The 12,094-nt window shown below is 39.0% G+C and carries 13 protein-coding genes and 2 riboswitches; of the genes, 10 read left to right on the top strand and 3 right to left on the bottom strand.

The genetic code is table 11. The annotated features are described in order from the left end of the window. Positions 1–20: 20 nt before the first annotated feature. A riboswitch (SAM riboswitch) is annotated at positions 21–178 on the bottom strand. Positions 179–246: 68 nt separating this feature from the next. Then, positions 247–1,029: a carbon-nitrogen family hydrolase gene (locus tag BKO01S_RS19315; protein ID WP_066058187.1), complete on the bottom strand. Its 783-nt coding sequence runs from the start codon at positions 1,027–1,029 to the stop codon at positions 247–249. 121 nt (positions 1,030–1,150) lie between these two features. On the opposite strand from BKO01S_RS19315, the gene BKO01S_RS19310 reads away from it, so the two are divergent. The 6 genes from BKO01S_RS19310 to BKO01S_RS19285 all read left to right on the top strand — a co-directional run bounded on the left by BKO01S_RS19310 (position 1,151) and on the right by BKO01S_RS19285 (position 6,133). Then, the gene (locus tag BKO01S_RS19310; RefSeq protein WP_066058184.1) at positions 1,151–2,326 is read left to right on the top strand and encodes a pyridoxal phosphate-dependent aminotransferase; all 1,176 of its coding nucleotides are present in this window, start codon (positions 1,151–1,153) and stop codon (positions 2,324–2,326) included. 81 nt (positions 2,327–2,407) lie between these two features. Next, positions 2,408–2,515: riboswitch (SAM riboswitch) on the top strand. Positions 2,516–2,601: 86 nt separating this feature from the next. Continuing rightward, positions 2,602–3,834 carry a 2,3-diketo-5-methylthiopentyl-1-phosphate enolase gene (locus tag BKO01S_RS19305; protein ID WP_066058266.1) on the top strand — a complete coding sequence of 411 codons (1,233 nt, stop codon included), beginning with the start codon at positions 2,602–2,604 and terminating at the stop codon, positions 3,832–3,834. Further along, a complete protein-coding gene (locus BKO01S_RS19300) occupies positions 3,831–4,493 on the top strand; it encodes a 2-hydroxy-3-keto-5-methylthiopentenyl-1-phosphate phosphatase (protein ID WP_066058181.1) in 663 nt (220 codons plus the stop codon). The genes BKO01S_RS19305 and BKO01S_RS19300 overlap by 4 nt, the downstream gene beginning before the upstream one ends. After that, entirely contained in the window at positions 4,490–5,110 is a 621-nt protein-coding gene (locus tag BKO01S_RS19295; RefSeq protein ID WP_066058178.1) for a methylthioribulose 1-phosphate dehydratase, read from the top strand. Before BKO01S_RS19300 ends, BKO01S_RS19295 begins: the two co-directional genes overlap by 4 nt. Before the next feature lie 15 nt (positions 5,111–5,125). Further along, a complete protein-coding gene (locus BKO01S_RS19290; RefSeq protein ID WP_066058175.1) occupies positions 5,126–5,659 on the top strand; it encodes a 1,2-dihydroxy-3-keto-5-methylthiopentene dioxygenase in 534 nt (177 codons plus the stop codon). Positions 5,660–5,893: 234 nt separating this feature from the next. Continuing rightward, on the top strand, positions 5,894–6,133 hold the full coding sequence (locus tag BKO01S_RS19285) for an aspartyl-phosphate phosphatase Spo0E family protein (RefSeq protein WP_066058172.1): 240 nt from the start codon (positions 5,894–5,896) through the stop codon (positions 6,131–6,133). Positions 6,134–6,186: 53 nt separating this feature from the next. Here BKO01S_RS19285 and BKO01S_RS19280 read toward each other — a convergent pair whose 3' ends face one another. Then, positions 6,187–7,098: a YitT family protein gene (locus BKO01S_RS19280; RefSeq protein WP_439951056.1), complete on the bottom strand. Its 912-nt coding sequence runs from the start codon at positions 7,096–7,098 to the stop codon at positions 6,187–6,189. Between the two features lie 126 nt (positions 7,099–7,224). Continuing rightward, on the bottom strand, positions 7,225–7,968 hold the full coding sequence (locus BKO01S_RS19275) for a ZIP family metal transporter (RefSeq protein ID WP_066058169.1): 744 nt from the start codon (positions 7,966–7,968) through the stop codon (positions 7,225–7,227). Positions 7,969–8,403: 435 nt separating this feature from the next. On the opposite strand from BKO01S_RS19275, the gene BKO01S_RS19270 reads away from it, so the two are divergent. Genes BKO01S_RS19270 through BKO01S_RS19255 form a run of 4 tightly spaced genes read left to right on the top strand, consistent with a single transcriptional unit; the run spans position 8,404 to position 11,860 of the window. Next, complete coding sequence (locus tag BKO01S_RS19270) at positions 8,404–9,225, top strand: electron transfer flavoprotein subunit beta/FixA family protein (protein ID WP_066058165.1); 822 nt, start codon at positions 8,404–8,406, stop codon at positions 9,223–9,225. A gap of 34 nt (positions 9,226–9,259) precedes the next feature. Further along, a complete protein-coding gene (locus BKO01S_RS19265) occupies positions 9,260–10,297 on the top strand; it encodes an electron transfer flavoprotein subunit alpha/FixB family protein (protein ID WP_066058161.1) in 1,038 nt (345 codons plus the stop codon). Continuing rightward, entirely contained in the window at positions 10,281–11,576 is a 1,296-nt protein-coding gene (locus tag BKO01S_RS19260) for an FAD-dependent oxidoreductase (RefSeq protein WP_066058158.1), read from the top strand. Before BKO01S_RS19265 ends, BKO01S_RS19260 begins: the two co-directional genes overlap by 17 nt. Then, a complete protein-coding gene (locus BKO01S_RS19255; RefSeq protein ID WP_066058155.1) occupies positions 11,576–11,860 on the top strand; it encodes a ferredoxin family protein in 285 nt (94 codons plus the stop codon). The genes BKO01S_RS19260 and BKO01S_RS19255 overlap by 1 nt, the downstream gene beginning before the upstream one ends. The last annotated feature ends 234 nt before the right edge of the window (positions 11,861–12,094 follow it).

The raw sequence follows: 12,094 nt of genomic DNA, 5'->3' as shown, positions 1-12,094 counted from the left end.
TGAGGCTTTAGTCAACAAACCTCTTATCTACCAGAAAGGAAATTCTTTCTGTTGGAATTAGCACCGTGCCTTACGGATTACTCCGGCGCTTTCGTTTTAGCGCCCCATTTCACAATGGTATTACGGTCGGTTGCTGGGCTTCATCGGGCCAAATCCCTCTGCCTACTCTTGATAAGAGATGTAATTTTCAGTTAATATTCACTGATGAGAATCATATCAGCATAGTGTTAAAGTTGTCAACAGTTTTTAATATAAGTCTGTCCGTCGATCTGAAAAAATAGGAATGGTATTTCGGACTTTCTTCACTTCTGTCAAATCAATTTCGCCTGTAACAATTGATTCAAGTTCGTCTCCTTCAGCAATGACTTCTCCCCAAGGATTAATAATCATCGAATGTCCAGCAAATACGTTGTCAGGATCTGATCCAGAACGATTACAGGCTATGACATAACATTGATTTTCAATTGCTCTTGCAATTAATAATGACCTCCAATGGTTCAAACGAGGGAGAGGCCATTCAGCCACAATAACGATTGTCTCTGCACCTTCTGTCGTATGAGCACGAATCCATTCGGGAAAGCGAATGTCATAGCATATCAATCCTGCAAAAAGTTTATTGTTAAGTTCAAATAATCCTTTTGTACTTCCAGATTGAAGATGTTCATGCTCGTTCATCAGCTTAAAAAGATGAGCCTTACTATATGTGGATACGAGTTCCCCTTCATTATTTATGACGAGGAGTGTGTTATAGACACCATTGTTCTCCCTGGAGGCAACAGACCCACCAACTATGTGTACCTGATGTTGTTTAGCTAATTTCTGCAAAAACTCAATACTCTTTTTTGCTTCCACGTCTGCTAGAACGTCAAGGCGAGTTAAATCATAACCTGTCGTCCATAACTCTGGAAGTACGACTAAGTCAGGATTTTCAGCCATAGCCGACTTTATTAATCTCTCAGCTTTTTGAAAGTTTTCTTCTACATTTCCAAAGCTTATGTCCATCTGAATACAAGAAACCTTCATAAGAATCCACCTTTCTAAAAAAAAATTGTAAAACTACTTTACAAGTTGTCATTTACGATATACATTTGTGACTAGTTTTTCAATATAAAATTGTCGATTACCCGAATTATCTAAAGTAGGTGAAAAAATGATGATATTTCCTCAATCAAAATTATTAAAAAGCTTACCCAAACAATTCTTCGCTTCACTTGTAGCAAAAGTAAATAAACAAATTAGTGATGGGCATGATGTCATAAACTTGGGACAAGGAAATCCTGATCAGCCGACACCCGCACATATTGTAAAAGCATTGCAAATTGCAGCTGAGAACCCGAATAATCACAAATACTCTCCCTTCCAAGGCTTTGCATCATTAAAAGAGGCTGCAGCAGCATTTTATAAAAGAGAATATAATGTGGATATCGATCCAGAGAAAGAAGTGGCTATCCTTTTCGGAGGAAAAGCAGGTCTTGTTGAGATCCCACAATGCCTATTAAATTCAGGTGAACATATTCTTGTCCCAGATCCCGGTTATCCGGACTATTGGTCAGGTGTGGCCCTAGCACAGGCAGAAATGATTACAATGCCATTAAAAGAGGAAAATCAATTTCTTCCAGACTATACGGAACTATCCAAGAGCGACCTTGAAAAAGCGAAGCTTATGTTCTTAAATTATCCGAATAACCCGACAGGTGCAATAGCAAATAAGGGGTTTTTTGAGAATACAGTCACTCTTGCAAAAAATCATGGGATATGTGTTGTGCATGATTTTGCTTACGGAGCCATTGGCTTTAATGGCCACAAACCAATTAGCTTCCTACAGGCAGAAGGTGCAAAGGATGTAGGAATAGAAATTTATACATTATCAAAGACGTTTAATATGGCAGGTTGGAGAGTCGGCTTCGCGGTTGGGAATGAGAGTGTCATTTCTGCTCTGAATTTGTTGCAAGACCATCTATATGTTAGTCTTTTTGGAGCTGTTCAAGAAGCGGCGGCTGCAGCGTTGACCGAGTCACAAGCTTGTGTACATGAGTTAAATGCTTTGTATGAATCGAGAAGAGATGTGTTTATCGGGGGCCTTCAAGAATTGGGATGGAAAGTAGTTGCTCCCGAAGGATCGTTTTTTGCATGGCTAAAGGTGCCTAACGGCTATACATCCGAGCAATTTGCCGATCTGTTACTAGAGAAAGCACATATTGCAGTAGCTCCTGGAATTGGTTTTGGTACGTGGGGAGAAGGATATGTCCGTGTAGGGCTACTCACTTCTGAGGCACGTTTAAAGGAAGCTGTTGAAAGAATTTCAAAGCTCCAAATTTTTAGTTAATGTATTGACAGTCGAAATAAATTCTGGAATAATCAGAATCAATTGAAGTATAACAATAATTTCATAATGAAAACATTCGTTTTCTTATCAAGAGCAGGTGGAGGGACGAGCCCGATGAAGCCCGGCAACCGACTTACAATTTTTGTGAGCACGGTGCTAATTCTTGCAGCAAATGCTGATAGATAAGGAGATGTTAGTTTACGATACTAACCTCTTCTGATGACATGAAGAGGTTTTTTATGTGTATGCGTATTGGAGAGAAAGGACGAAAGCAAATGAGTGAGATTATCGCAACTTACTTGGTGCATGACGCCAAACATAACCCAGAGAAAAAAGCAGAGGAAATTGCGCTTGGCTTAACAGTTGGTTCATGGACCCAATTACAAAAGCTTGAACAAGAGCAATTACAAAAATTCAAAGGTAGGGTTATTTCAACAGAAAAATTATACGTAGATGATCAAACAAATGAAACGGTAGCGAAGTTAAAGATTGCTTATCCTTCAAATAACTTCTCGCCAGATCTTCCAGCTATTTTAACGACTGTGTTTGGAAAGCTCTCTCTTGACGGGAAGGTTAAGCTACTTGATCTTGAGTTTTCAAAAGAACTAATACAGGCATTTCCTGGACCTAAATTTGGTATTGATGGCCTAAGAGAAAAGATTGGTGTGTATGATCGTCCGTTATTGATGAGTATTTTTAAAGGAATTCTTGGTAGAGATCTACCTTTCCTCTTCAGCCAATTACGCGAACAGGCATTGGGTGGAGTGGATTTTGTAAAGGATGATGAGATTCTTTTTGACAACCCTTTAACCCCTTTTGAACAGAGGATTTCGGGTGGCAGGGAAGTGTTGAAACAGGTTTATGAAGAGACGGGCCATCGTACATTGTATGCAGTGAACATAACAGGCCGAACATCACAATTAATTGAAAAAGCCAAAAAAGCAAAAGAGCTAGGTGCAGACTTACTATTATTTAATGTATTTGCATATGGCCTAGATGTTTTGCAAGAGCTAAGGGAAGACGAAGGAGTAGATCTTCCGATTATGGCACATCCCGCTGTAAGTGGTGCCTTAACATCATCTAGTGTTTATGGGATATCTCATTCGCTTTTACTAGGGAAATTATTGCGTTACGCTGGTGCTGATTTATCTTTGTTCCCATCTCCATACGGTTCGGTAGCTCTTGAAAAGCAAGCAGCATTATCTATCGCTGAAGCGCTAACAGATAACTCAGAGCCTATGAGAAAAAGCTTCCCAGTTCCTTCGGCAGGTATTCACCCTGGGTTAGTACCACTTTTACTGCAAGATTTTGGTTTGGATAGTGTGATTAATGCTGGAGGTGGCGTACATGGCCATCCAGCTGGAGCGAGAGGTGGAGGCCAGGCTTTCCGCCAAGCTATCGAGTTAAGCCAAAAAGGGCTGCCTTTGAGAGAAAATTCACAGCAATATCCTGAGCTAGCGACAGCAATTGAACTGTGGGGAGTTACTGAGGTGGCCAAACAATCATGAGCAAGAAAATAGCTGTATTCTGTGATTTTGATGGCACCATCACCGAGAAGGATAATATAATTGCCATTATGAAAAAATTTGCCCCACCTGAATGGGAGCTTTTAAAGGATGATATATTGTCTGAACGAATGTCGATTCGAGAAGGCGTAGGAAGGCTCTTTTCATTGTTGCCTTCTTCTAAAAAAGAAGAAATCATCACGTACGCGATTGAAAATGTGAAAATACGTGAAGGATTTGCTGATTTTGTAAAGTTCTTGAAAGAACAGAATATTCCTTTGTATATAGTGAGCGGTGGAATTGATTTTTTTGTTCATCCTATATTAGAGACATACGGTCCTTTTGCAGGGGTTTATTGTAATGTTGCTGATTTTAGTGGAGAGTATATAAACATCCTTTGGCCTAATGCTTGTGATGAGCAGTGTGAGAATGATTGTGGATGTTGCAAACCAAGTATTATTCGTAGCCTTAAAGAAGACTTCTATAAAGTAGTAATTGGTGATTCTGTAACAGATCTACAAGCAGCCAAACAAGCGGATCTAGTAATTGCAAGAGAGCTCCTATTAGAAAAATCAGAGGAGTATGGTTTAAACTATCGAGAGTTTGTTACTTTTTATGATGTAATCAAGCATATGTCGCAGGTAGAGGAGTTGATTGGATGAGTTTGTTAACAGAACGTTGGGAAGAGCTTGCAGACGTGAAAGATGAGCTTGCTGTGCGTGATTGGTTTATGGGAACAAGCGGGAATTTGGCCATAAAAGTTAATGACGATCCTTTACAATTCCTTGTAACAGCCAGTGGTAAGGATAAGAGAAAAAGGACGTCAGAAGATTTTTTACTTGTAGATGGCAATGGTAAACCGGTAAATGAAACACATCTGAAGCCTTCTGCGGAAACTCTCTTACATGTTGAAATATACCAAAAAACATCAGCGGGTTGTAGCTTACACGTTCATACCGTTGATAATAACATTATATCTGAATTATATGGTGATAAAGGTGAAGTAGTCTTTGCAGGTCAGGAGTTAATAAAAGCTTTTGATCTGTGGGATGAGGATGCTGTACTCCGAATTCCAATTATCAGTAATCCTGCTCATATTCCCACACTTGCAAAGGAATTCAGTGAGTATATACAAGAAGATAAAGGTGCTGTGTTAATCCGAAATCATGGAATAACCGTTTGGGGTAAGAATGCATTCGAGGCAAAAAAACTACTAGAAGCATCTGAATTCCTATTTCGCTATCATCTACGCCTTCTAGATTATAAAAATAAAATATAAAGGAGTATTAAGAAAATGGCACATATCGTATTTCAAAGCACAAAAGAAGAAATTAGAGATCAAAAAGAAGTAGCAGCATTTTTACAATCTCAAGAGGTAATCTATGAGCATTGGGATATTACAAAACTCCCTAGCAATCTTCAAGAGAAATATATTTTAACAGATGAAGAGAAAGCAGAAATCTTATCGGCATTCTCAACTGAAATTGCTGAGATCTCAGAGAAACGTGGATACCAAGCACAGGATGTAATTTCTCTTGCAGAACATACTCCTAACCTAGAGCAGCTATTAACCAATTTCCAAAAAGAGCATCACCACACAGACGATGAAGTTCGTTTTATTGTTAGTGGACACGGAGTGTTTATCATCCAAGGTTTAAATGGAGAGTTTTTTGAGGTGTTCTTGAATCCAGGTGATCTTATTTCAGTTCCTCCAAATGTTAGACATTACTTTACCCTTCAAGAGGATAGAAAGGTTGTTGCCATCCGTATTTTCGTAACAACTGAAGGATGGGTTCCAATCTATGAGAAGAATGAAGTAGAAGCTTAATGTTTTTTCGAAAAGGTACTAGAGTCTATCTTCTAGTGCCTTTTTTGCTTTTAAAGAAATCGATTTTTGTCGAATGGCAATAGGGATTTATGCGTGTTTTTTGTCGTTTTAAAAAAATAGTAAGAAAACTTTGTCTTATTTTGCGATTCTATTTACTTTTATAAGATTTCTTGCAATAATTCATCAAGTGATGTAATTTTTAGCGGATTTATGGAGTATTAGGAGGTTAACGGGGTGCAGCAGAATAGCAGAGAAATGCTTGCCACGATTCAACAAATGAGAGAGAAAATGATTGAATCTGCGCAAGTAAATGGTCTAGGTGGGGAAGAGACAATTGAGTGTAGCCAGGAGCTAGATAAGTTGATTTTTGAATATCAATGCTTATCAAAAGAGAAGAAGAAAAGCAAAAAAGAAATAAAGATTATAAGAAAACAAGCAATGTTTATGTGGCCTAATAACATCTTATGTGTTTAAATAGATTAAAAAGGAAGGAGACGATATCTCTCCTTCCTTTTTTGTGGAATAAGTTAATGTATAGCTCGTTTCTTAAATCTGCCGCCTCTAACTTCTGCTATGTCAGCAACGGCTAAAAAGGCATTATTATCAAGATCCTCTACAATGAGCTTGAGCTTTGCTTCCTCCAGTCTTGTAATGACGCAGAAAATCACCTTTTTATCATCTCCTGTATATGCCCCTTCTCCGGTTAGGAAAGTTACACCTCTACCGAGTCTAGCCAGAATAGCATCACCGATTTCTTTATGCTTATCACTTATGATCCATGCAGATTTCGATTGATCTAAACCTTCAATAACGATATCAATCGTCTTGAAGGCTATAAAATAAGCTAGAATCGAATACATGGCTCGATCCCACCCAAACACAAACCCACCGGTACCAAAGATGAATATATTGAAGAACATGATGACTTCTCCAACAGAAAAAGGAACCTTTTTATTAATTAAAATAGCTAGGATTTCTGTACCGTCAAGTGATCCTCCATAGCGAATGACTATTCCGACCCCTGCACCTAATGCAATCCCTCCAAACACCGTTGCTAACAGGATGTCATCAGTAAATGCGGGAATAGGATGAAGATATACGGTTGCGATTGATAATATGGTTATGGCAAAAAGTGTGGATAGTGCGAAGGTTTTTCCGATTTGTTTGTACCCAATGAAAAAGAATGGAACATTTAAGATGAAGATAATAAGACCTATTTTAATAGCGGTTAGATGCGACAATATAATTGAAATACCGACGATACCACCATCCATAATTTGATTAGGAATGAGGAAAATCTCTAAACCTACAGCCATTAGGATGGCACCTAGAAAAATAAAAATGGCCCTTTTAATGATGCTTTTTTTCGGTAATTTTCGATGCTGTATATGGTTCTCTAATTCCATTTGAATGGCTTCATGATTAAGCTGGTTTTCCATTAAGTCACCTCCGTTAATAAATATCTTACTATTTATTATACAATAAATCATATCTATGTAGGTAAAACTGACAAGCCTTTCCTATGGACATAAAAAAAGGCATGAATGACTCATGCCGAATGCCGATTAGGAGAAGAGATCAATTAACAAAATCATAAAAAGTAAACCAGAAATAAAGGAATATGTTGATGTTCGTTCATTCCCGTCCCCATGACTTTCAGGTATTAGCTCTTTATAAATAATGAACAGCATAGCTCCTGCTGCAAAGGCAAGACCGTAAGGCACTAGAATGGCAACAAAGGAAGTTAAATAGAAACCTAGTAAGCTGGTAACAATTTCAATTGCACCTGTTAAGGTAGCAACTATAAATGCTTTGCCTTTTTCAATTTTTTGATTCACTAAAAATAGTGCAACTAAAAATCCTTCTGGAGCATTTTGAAGTCCAATTGCAAATGCGATTAGATTTCCCGTATTAGCTTCAGCATTTGTGGCGTAACTCACTCCAACGGATAATCCTTCAGGAATGTTATGAAGCGTTATTGCCGCAACAATTAACATCGCTTTCTCGTCAAATTCCATTTCGTATTTCTGTGTCGTATGCTGTAAATCAATATGAGGTATTTTCATTTCTAACCAAGTTAAAGTAATTACCCCTAATAAAATACCAATCATTAAGGGTATAAAACCGCCAGTATTAAGGGCTTCAGGAATTAGGCCCATAGTGGAAGCTGCCATCATGATACCTGCTGTAAAAGCTAGTAGACTGTCTCTCCAACGGTGCGTTACCGACCGATGCATAAATAAAATAATCGCTGCACCTAATCCGGTTGACATGGCAGAGAGAACACTTCCGAGCAAAACGTCATTCATTACGGTTCCCCCTAAAAATTAAAACTTAGGTAATACACTCTATTATAAGGAAGAGCAATTGGTCACACAATTACATATATGAAAATTGCATGACATCTGTGATTTTTATCATTTGGGAAACTACGTTTTTCTTTTAATATAGTAACTATAATGGATAAGTACTGTATCATTCCCTTCCAAAAAATAATTGTTATTCCATCATAGTCGTTAAACCCCATCGTCTAAATCTGTAAATATACAAAATGAAGATTCCGTAAGCAATCTACTTCACATATTCTACCTAATTTGAAAGCGTATTCAAAATTAAATTATTTGCATAAAATATCAACTAATTTGTTTGTACTATGCTTGTAAAACGATACATATATCGTAATTACGAAGCTTTGCAAAATATAAAGATGATTTACCATCAAATCATTAAGGAGGGGGATTTTTATGCACATTGTAGTATGCGTCAAGCAGGTACCAGATACAAAGATTATTAAGATTAATCCAAAGACAAATACACTTGATCGTCGGAGTGCACCAGCCATTTTAAATCCTTACGATGCACATGCTGTTCAAGAGGCCGTTCGGATGAAGCGTCTCATCAAGAATGTATATATTTCTGTCCTATCCATGGGGCCACCGCAAGCAAATGCGATCATAAAAAAAAGTTTAGAAATTGGCGCTGACGAGGGATATTTAATTTCAGATCGGGCATTTGCGGGTGCGGATACATTAGCAACAAGCTATGCACTTTCTAAGGCTTTAGAAAAAATAGCAAGTATCAGACCGATCGATATGATTCTTTGTGGAAAACATGCGATTGATGGAGATACAGGACAAGTGGGGCCTGGAATTGCAAGGAGATTGGATATTCCTCCAGTAACAAACGTGATAGAAGTGACAGAGCTTAGTGAAAAAGACCAAACTGTTGTAGTGAAGAGAAAGCTTTCTGGAGGGTACCAGCTACTCCGAATACAAATGCCATGCTTATTGACAGTTGAAAAAGAAATAAACGAAATTGAATACTCCCCTCTTCCTAATATGTTAAAGGCTGCAAGGTATGAACCTGTCGTTTGGACTGTTAATGATCTACAAGACGTGGATCGCACACAGCTTGGACTAAAGGGTTCCCCTACCATCGTTGGTAAAATGTTTACACCTCCAAAGCATGAAGGTGGGAAGCGTTTAGAGGGCTCAGCTGATGAACAAGTAAAAGATCTTATTACATGCTTACTTGAAGAGAAAAAAGAGCTTTTTTATGTGAAGTGATACACATTGAATATCGATGACGGGGGTGCTTGAAATGAGTAAAGAATACCGTGGAGTATGGGTATTCATTGAACAGAATGAAGGCGAGATTGAGGGCGTTTCGTTAGAATTGCTAGGAGCTGGGAGAACGTTAGCAGATAAGCTAGGAGTTTCACTCGCTGGAGTTCTTCTCGGGAAGAATGTTTTGGCCCTTTGTAAACAAGTCATCTCATATGGGGCAGATGAAGTATATGTCATTGATCATCCAGTCTTAGAGGATTATCGGACAGAATCTTATATGAAGGGTGTTATTCTGCTTGCCGAGAAATACCGACCCGAAATATTTCTATACGGAGCGACACCAAATGGAAAGGATCTTGCTAGTGCAGTTGCAACTGATTTAAGTACGGGTTTAACAGCGGATACAACTATGCTTGATGTAGACCTTGAAAAGAGATTACTAGAGGCAAGTAGACCAGCCTTTGGTGGGAATATTATGGCAACGATTTTATGTAAAAAACATCGCCCTCAAATGGCAACAGTTCGACCCAAAGTAATGAAAGCTCTCGAACCAGATAGTGAGAAACAGGGAGTAATCATTGAAGAAAATATTGAACTACATGAGGAGGACATGAGAACAAAAGTGCTCAAAATAGTTAAGGATGTATCGAAAAGTGCCAGTCTAGCGGATGCACATATCATTGTGTGCGGTGGAAAGGGACTGGGCGATCAGCAAAATTTCACATTAATATATGAGCTAGCGGAAGTGATTGGTGCGAGCGTAGGTGGAACGAGGGACGTGGTAGAAGCAGGCTGGCTCCCACATGAGTTGCAAATTGGGCAAACCGGTGAAACGGTCACCCCGAAAGTTTACTTTGCAGTTGGAGTCTCAGGTGCCATTCAGCATGTAGTAGGGATGAAGAATTCTGATATTATTATCGCGATTAACAAGGATGCAAGTGCCCCTATTTTTGATGTCGCGACATACGGAATCGTTGGGGATGCGTTGGTTATACTCCCAAAGCTCATCCAACAATTTAAAGAGATACTTACTGAAAAGGGTGGTGAAATCAGTTATGCCGGAAAAATTTGACGTGATTGTGGTCGGTGCTGGACCTGCTGGTACTTCATGTGCCTATACATGTGCAAAGAATGGCTTGAAGGTGCTACAAATTGAAAGAGGTGAGTATCCAGGTAGTAAAAATGTGATGGGTGGAGTATTATATCGGAAGCAAATGGAGGAAATCATACCAGAGTTCTGGAAGGAAGCGCCCTTAGAAAGACCTGTTATTGAACAACGTTTTTGGATGATGGATAAAGAGTCAACCGTCTCCTTTGGATACAAAGGATTAGAGTGGGGGAAAGAGCCTTACAATAATTTTACCGTACTAAGGGCTCCGTTTGATCAGTGGTTTGCAGCTAAAGGAGTTGAACAAGGGGTATTACTCATAAATGAGACAGTAGCCAATGAATGCATTGTGGAAAATGGGAAAGTAGTTGGTGTCCGAACCGATCGTCCTGATGGTGATGTGTATGCGGATGTAGTTGTGTTGGCTGATGGCGTAAACTCTCTGTTAGGAAAGCAGCTTGGCTTTCATAAAGAATTCCGCCCTGATGAAGTCGCTTTAACTGTTATGGAGGTTATTAACCTATCAAAAGAAAAGATTAACGACCGCTTTAACCTTGAGGATAACCAAGGCTGTACAATTGAAATCTTTGGCGATTCAACAAAGGGAAACCTTGGTACGGCTTTTATTTATACGAATAAGGAAAGTATTAATATAGGTGTAGGCACAACCCTATCGAGCATGATAAAAGCAAAGCTAAAGCCTTATGATTTACTAGATTATTTGAAAAATCATTCCATGGTAAAGCCACTCCTTTCTGGTGGGGAGTCTGCTGAATATTTGGCACATTTAATTCCAGAGGGAGGATACCACTCTGTACCGAAAGTGGCCGGCAATGGTGTAATAGTAGTGGGAGATGCTGCGCAACTAGTGAATGCCATCCATCGAGAGGGCTCTAATATGGCTATGGCATCAGGAAAAATGGCAGCTGAAGCCATTATTCGTGCGAAGGAAAAAAATGATTTTAGTGAGGCTAGTTTAAATAGTTACCGTGAGGCGCTATACAATAGCTTTATTATGAAGGATTTAGAAAAATATAAAGACGCTGCCCATACATTTGAGCATCATCCGCAGTATTTCAAAGAGTATATTCCAATGGTGAACCAGGCGATGAGCAAGTTCTTTACGGTCGACGGAACACCAAAGCGTGAAAAGCAAAAGCAAATTATGAGAAGTGTGACAGGGACAAAAGGAACATTTAAGGTCATTCAAGATGTCTATCGTGCTTGGAAGGCGGTGAAATAATGTCAACGAAAACAATCGAGGAAAAACAGTACTTATTGCGTTTTAAGTGTGACACAAAATCTCATCTAACCGTGCTTGACCACGATGTTTGTATGACAAAATGCCCTGATAAAATCTGTACCGTATTCTGCCCAGCGGAAGTATACAAGTGGGAAGGTACAAGAATGCAAGTTGGATACGAGGGCTGTCACGAATGTGGAAGCTGCCGAATCGGATGCCCGTATCAAAATATTAAATGGGAATATCCAAAGGGCGGCCATGGAATTGTCTTTCGATTAGCGTAAGCGCGAATAAGGGGATAAGCGGAGGCACCTTCATTGGATATGATGGGTGTCTTTGTTTGTTATGTCTGAATCAAACTCGTATTGGAGATGGGTTTATCTGTCCGAATGAGAAACACTCGTGTTTTGGTATAAAACTAGAAATACCAAGTAGATTCATTTGTGTCTGAATATTGAATTATTGGAAGATTCCGATAATATAGTTGAAAACGAACGAGCGTTCCGTTACTATTAATA

The organism is Robertmurraya korlensis NBRC 107688 (assembly GCF_001591645.1).
GTDB lineage: Bacteria > Bacillota > Bacilli > Bacillales > Cytobacillaceae > Robertmurraya_A.
This window is presented reverse-complemented; position numbering and strand designations above follow the sequence as displayed.

What these genes read in the sequence shown, in the direction of transcription:
- BKO01S_RS19310 (WP_066058184.1), top strand. Translation starts at nt 1,151, where the DNA reads ATGATGATATTTCCTCAATCAAAATTATTAAAAAGCTTACCCAAACAA.
- BKO01S_RS19280 (WP_439951056.1), bottom strand. Translation starts at nt 7,098, where the DNA reads ATGGAAAACCAGCTTAATCATGAAGCCATTCAAATGGAATTAGAGAAC.
- BKO01S_RS19300 (WP_066058181.1), top strand. Translation starts at nt 3,831, where the DNA reads ATGAGCAAGAAAATAGCTGTATTCTGTGATTTTGATGGCACCATCACC.
- BKO01S_RS19275 (WP_066058169.1), bottom strand. Translation starts at nt 7,968, where the DNA reads ATGAATGACGTTTTGCTCGGAAGTGTTCTCTCTGCCATGTCAACCGGA.
- BKO01S_RS19265 (WP_066058161.1), top strand. Translation starts at nt 9,260, where the DNA reads ATGAGTAAAGAATACCGTGGAGTATGGGTATTCATTGAACAGAATGAA.
- BKO01S_RS19270 (WP_066058165.1), top strand. Translation starts at nt 8,404, where the DNA reads ATGCACATTGTAGTATGCGTCAAGCAGGTACCAGATACAAAGATTATT.
- BKO01S_RS19295 (WP_066058178.1), top strand. Translation starts at nt 4,490, where the DNA reads ATGAGTTTGTTAACAGAACGTTGGGAAGAGCTTGCAGACGTGAAAGAT.
- BKO01S_RS19290 (WP_066058175.1), top strand. Translation starts at nt 5,126, where the DNA reads ATGGCACATATCGTATTTCAAAGCACAAAAGAAGAAATTAGAGATCAA.
- BKO01S_RS19260 (WP_066058158.1), top strand. Translation starts at nt 10,281, where the DNA reads ATGCCGGAAAAATTTGACGTGATTGTGGTCGGTGCTGGACCTGCTGGT.
- BKO01S_RS19305 (WP_066058266.1), top strand. Translation starts at nt 2,602, where the DNA reads ATGAGTGAGATTATCGCAACTTACTTGGTGCATGACGCCAAACATAAC.
- BKO01S_RS19255 (WP_066058155.1), top strand. Translation starts at nt 11,576, where the DNA reads ATGTCAACGAAAACAATCGAGGAAAAACAGTACTTATTGCGTTTTAAG.